Below are 4,028 nucleotides of genomic sequence, written 5' to 3'. Positions count from 1 at the left end.
GCTATCTTTTGCCAGCCTTGAGGGAAAATCAGAGAAGCCTGCTATCCCTGCGCAATAAAGTCTTGTGTAACAGCAAAATCATCTCGTTAAATAACCTTCATAAAGTGGCTTTCCTCTATCATTCGCGTTATGATAAAGGTTATTATTGAAACTCCAAGGAGGCCGGTTTTATGTTTGAATCCAGTATACCTCTGCTTATCATCCTTTTTTTAGCTTTCTTCGGCAGCAATTACAGTGTCTTTATCGCTGCTTTGCTTTTACTGCTAATCAAGTGGCTGGGCTTTGAAGCCTGGCTGGCTCCGGTGGAAGCGCACGGCATCTCCGTTGGAATTACCATTTTGACGATGGCGATTCTGGTCCCCATCGCTCAAGGCAAGCTGACTACTTCCATGCTTTTGGACGCCTTCAAATCGCCAGTAGGCCTTGTGGCTATCGCTGTAGGCATCTGGGTGTCGCACCTGGCAGCGCAAGGAATTCCTTTTATGCGCGAAACGCCGGAAGCCGTCAGCGCCTTGATCGTCGGCACCATTGCCGGCGTCTGTCTCTTTCACGGTCTAGCTGTCGGCCCTTTGATTGCCGGCGGCTTAGTCTCTTTAGTAATCAGTCTGGCCGGATTTTTCAAGGCGTAAGCGCCGAACGAAACACCAAAGAAATCCAAAAGCCTTCACAGAGAAGCACTGGGTTCTGCGCCAAAGCGCAGAACCCAGTGCTTCATGTCTTTTTATCGCTTGTCGTCATCAAGCAGTTCCATCAGTTCCTGATAGTCCTGCTCCAGCTTGCCAAACTCTTCCGCCAGATTCAGCGCCGTCAATACTGCTACTTTGGCTACGGACAGCCTCGGATTACTGCGCGCCAGCTGACGCATTCTCTGGTCAACCGTCGCAGCAATCTTCCGCACGGCTTCGGCTTCCATATCCCCCTTCAGAGTATAGGCTTCGCCAAAAATTTCCACCGTCACTTTGCACTTGTTTTTATCCATCTCGTCACCTGGCACTTTATGCGTATTTCATCTTAGACTTTCATTCGACAAGAACAAACTAATTCCTTCCCAAGACAAAACGCAATCTTCCTATTGGCGCAGCTCGCAGCCAAAACGCTCATGAAGGCGGCTGATGATTTTTTGAATCACCGTTTCCACTTCTTCGTCGGTCAGCGTTTTCTCAGCAGACTGGAACAGCAGCGAGAAAGCCAGGCTGCGTTGGTTCGCAGGCAAGCGGTCTCCTTTATACAAATCAAAAAGAGTAACCTGCTTTAGCAAGGCGCCGCCAACCTTACTGATTTCCTGCTCTAAGACGCCTGCAGAAATTTCATCGGAAGTAACAAAGGCCAAATCCCGCTGCATACCCGGGAATTTAGGCAGCGCCGTGTAGGTTGGCAGACGTTTCCACAAAGGAAGCACGGCTTCCAAGGACAGTTCACAAAGGAATACCGGCGCCCGCAGGCCAAAAGCCTCCCGCGTATCGGGGTGGACTTCACCAACCCAGCCCAGCTCCTTGCCGCCAGGATAAACAATACGAGCACAGCGGCCCGGATGCAATGCCGGATGAACCGCCTTTTCAAAAGAGGCCTTGGTTAAGCCCAGCGAAGCGAGAAGCTGTTCCGCCAAGCCCTTGGCATCATAAAAGTCGACAGGTTCTTGACCTTGGTTCCAGCCCTGAGGCTGTCTTCTGCCAGTCAACGCAGCACACAGCATCCAGGGCTCTTGAGGCAGCATATCCATAGGCAAGTTTTCCGGCAAATATACCGCGCCGATTTCAAACAAGCGGACATCTTCATTGCGGCGAGCCACATTGCGACCTACCATTTCCAGCATATTCCCCAACAGCGTAGTACGCAAAATGGGGAATTCATCGGTAATGGGGTTTAATACTGGCACTGCCTTGCGGCGCAGGTCTTCCGCCTCCAAACGCAAAGCGTCAAACACTTTGGGATGAGAAAAACTGAAGGATATGCCTTGCATAAAGCCGGCAGCCACGCATTGCTGCGTAAGCAGGTCTACCAAATCATGGCGCTGGCTTTGCCCGCCAGGCGCTACCGCCGCTGCAGGCAGGGAAGCTTGAATCTGCTCAAAGCCATGCATGCGAGCAATTTCTTCCGAAATATCAGCCATTCCTTCCACGTCATCGCGCCAAGAAGGAACACCCAAGGTAACGGTATCGCCTTCTACCTGCAGAATGGTGAAATACAGGCGCTGCAAAATATCATTCATGCAGCCTGCTGACAAGGCGGTTCCCAAACGGCGATTTACCTCAGCTACGGAAAAAGAAACCGTTCTCGGCTCTTGCACTACCGGGTAGGCATCAGCATACCCGGGCGCAATACGGCAAGCCCCCATTTCCTGGAGCAACTGCGCCGCCCGATCCAGAGCGTCTGTTGCACGCGCCACATCGGTACCGCGTTCAAAACGCCCCGAAGCCTCCGAGCGCAAGCCCAGCTGACGAGCCGTTCTCCGGATGTTCGCCCCTTGAAAATGAGCGGCTTCCAAAATGACCGTTTGCGTAGCCTCGGTTACTTCGCTGTCAAAACCGCCCATGACGCCGGCCAAGCCTGCGGGCCCTTCGGCGTCAGCAATAACAAGCATGCTGGCATTCAGTTTTCTTTCTACCGAATCCAGCGTCACCAGTTCTTCCCCTTCGTTAGCCAGCCGTGCCGTCAAAGAAGCGCCTCGCACGCGCGAAGCGTCATACGCATGCAAAGGTTGGCCCATTTCCAGCATGACAAAGTTGGTCACGTCCACAACATTGCTAATGGAACGCATACCTGCCGCTTCAACCCGTCTGGCCAGCCATTCCGGCGAAGGACCCACTTTTACATCATGCAGCACTCGCGCGGCAAAACGGCGGCACAACTCCGGACAAGCCGTTTGCACGGTCACGGTTTCACTTGCTTGGGGTAAAGCCGCATCCTCTTGCACTTTAATTTCCGGTAATTTTAAAGAAGCTCCTGTCAAAGCCGCGACTTCCCGCGCCAAACCAATAACGCTGAAGCAGTCAGGACGATTAGCCGTCAGTTCAAAGCCCAAAATAACCTGATTTAAGCCCAGCACATCTTGAATGCCTTGGCCAATGGCCGTATCAGCCGGCAGAATAAAAATGCCGCTGCGCTGCTCCTCCGGCAGTTCTTCCGAATCAATCCCCAGCTCCTTAGCGGAGCAAAGCATGCCGTAAGAAGGCTCGCCCCGCAGCTTGCTTGCTTTAATCGACACTCCGTTCGGCAAGTGCGCCCCTTCCAAGGCGACAGGAATTACATCCTTTTCTTGTACATTTGCAGCGCCGGTCACAATTTGCAGCAACTCCGCTGCGCCGACATTAACGCGGCAAATACGCAGTTTATCTGCATTAGGATGGGGCAAAATCTCCTCAATTTTGCCAACCACCACTTTTTCCAAACCTTGTCCCTGGTATTCAATTTCCTCTACAGGAATACCCGCCATGGTCAATGCATCCGCCAATTCTTGCGGCGCAGTCTGAATCGTTACATAGTCATTAAGCCATTCAATGGATGTGCGCATGAGTATCCTCCTTTGTACAATTAAAACTGCCGCAAAAAGCGAACGTCATTTTCATAAAACAACCGCAAATCGTCAATGCGGTATAAAAGCATGGCAATGCGTTCCACACCCATGCCAAAAGCAAAGCCTTGCACCTTATTCGGATCATAGCCGCTCAACTCCAGCACCCGAGGATGCACCATACCAGAACCCAAAATCTCCAGCCAGCCGGTTTGCTTGCAAACCCGGCAGCCTTTACCCTGGCAAATCACGCAGGAAATATCCACCTCTGCGCTCGGCTCCGTAAACGGGAAGAAACTGGGCCGGAAGCGAACCCCTGTATTAGCTCCAAAAATTTCCCGAATGAAAAGTTCCAAGGTTCCTTTTAAATCGGCAAAATTAATCTCTTTATCAATAACCAAGCCTTCTACCTGATGGAACATCGGCGAGTGCGTGGCGTCGTAATCACAGCGATATACTTTGCCAGGCGCAATAATCCGCACCGGACTATTCGGCTCGCTGGCTTGCATAACCCGCG

4 protein-coding genes are annotated in these 4,028 nt (G+C 51.9%); 1 reads left to right on the top strand and 3 read right to left on the bottom strand.

Features of this window, described 5'->3' with window-relative positions; translation table 11 throughout:
• The first annotated feature begins 170 nt into the window (after positions 1 to 170).
• Positions 171 to 629 (top strand): DUF441 domain-containing protein, encoded by a 459-nt coding sequence (locus PHF27_RS13640; protein WP_300071214.1) that lies wholly within the window; start codon positions 171 to 173, stop codon positions 627 to 629.
• Between the two features lie 92 nt (positions 630 to 721).
• On the opposite strand, the gene zapA is transcribed toward PHF27_RS13640, so the two are convergent.
• The 3 genes from zapA to PHF27_RS13625 all read right to left on the bottom strand — a co-directional run.
• Positions 722 to 979: a cell division protein ZapA gene (gene zapA, locus PHF27_RS13635; RefSeq protein WP_300071210.1), complete on the bottom strand. Its 258-nt coding sequence runs from the start codon at positions 977 to 979 to the stop codon at positions 722 to 724.
• Positions 980 to 1,069: 90 nt separating this feature from the next.
• Positions 1,070 to 3,511 carry a phenylalanine--tRNA ligase subunit beta gene (pheT, locus tag PHF27_RS13630; protein ID WP_300071207.1) on the bottom strand — a complete coding sequence of 814 codons (2,442 nt, stop codon included), beginning with the start codon at positions 3,509 to 3,511 and terminating at the stop codon, positions 1,070 to 1,072.
• A gap of 20 nt (positions 3,512 to 3,531) precedes the next feature.
• Positions 3,532 to 4,028, bottom strand: a 497-nt coding sequence (locus PHF27_RS13625) for a phenylalanine--tRNA ligase subunit alpha (RefSeq protein ID WP_300071204.1), incomplete at its 5' end; no start/stop codon positions are given.

The sequence above is a fragment of the Anaeromusa sp. genome (genome assembly GCF_028691475.1).
In the GTDB taxonomy this organism is placed as follows: Bacteria; Bacillota; Negativicutes; order Anaeromusales; family Anaeromusaceae; genus Anaeromusa.
The sequence above is the reverse complement of the archived record's forward strand: the minus strand, read 5'-3'. Positions and strand labels throughout refer to the sequence as shown.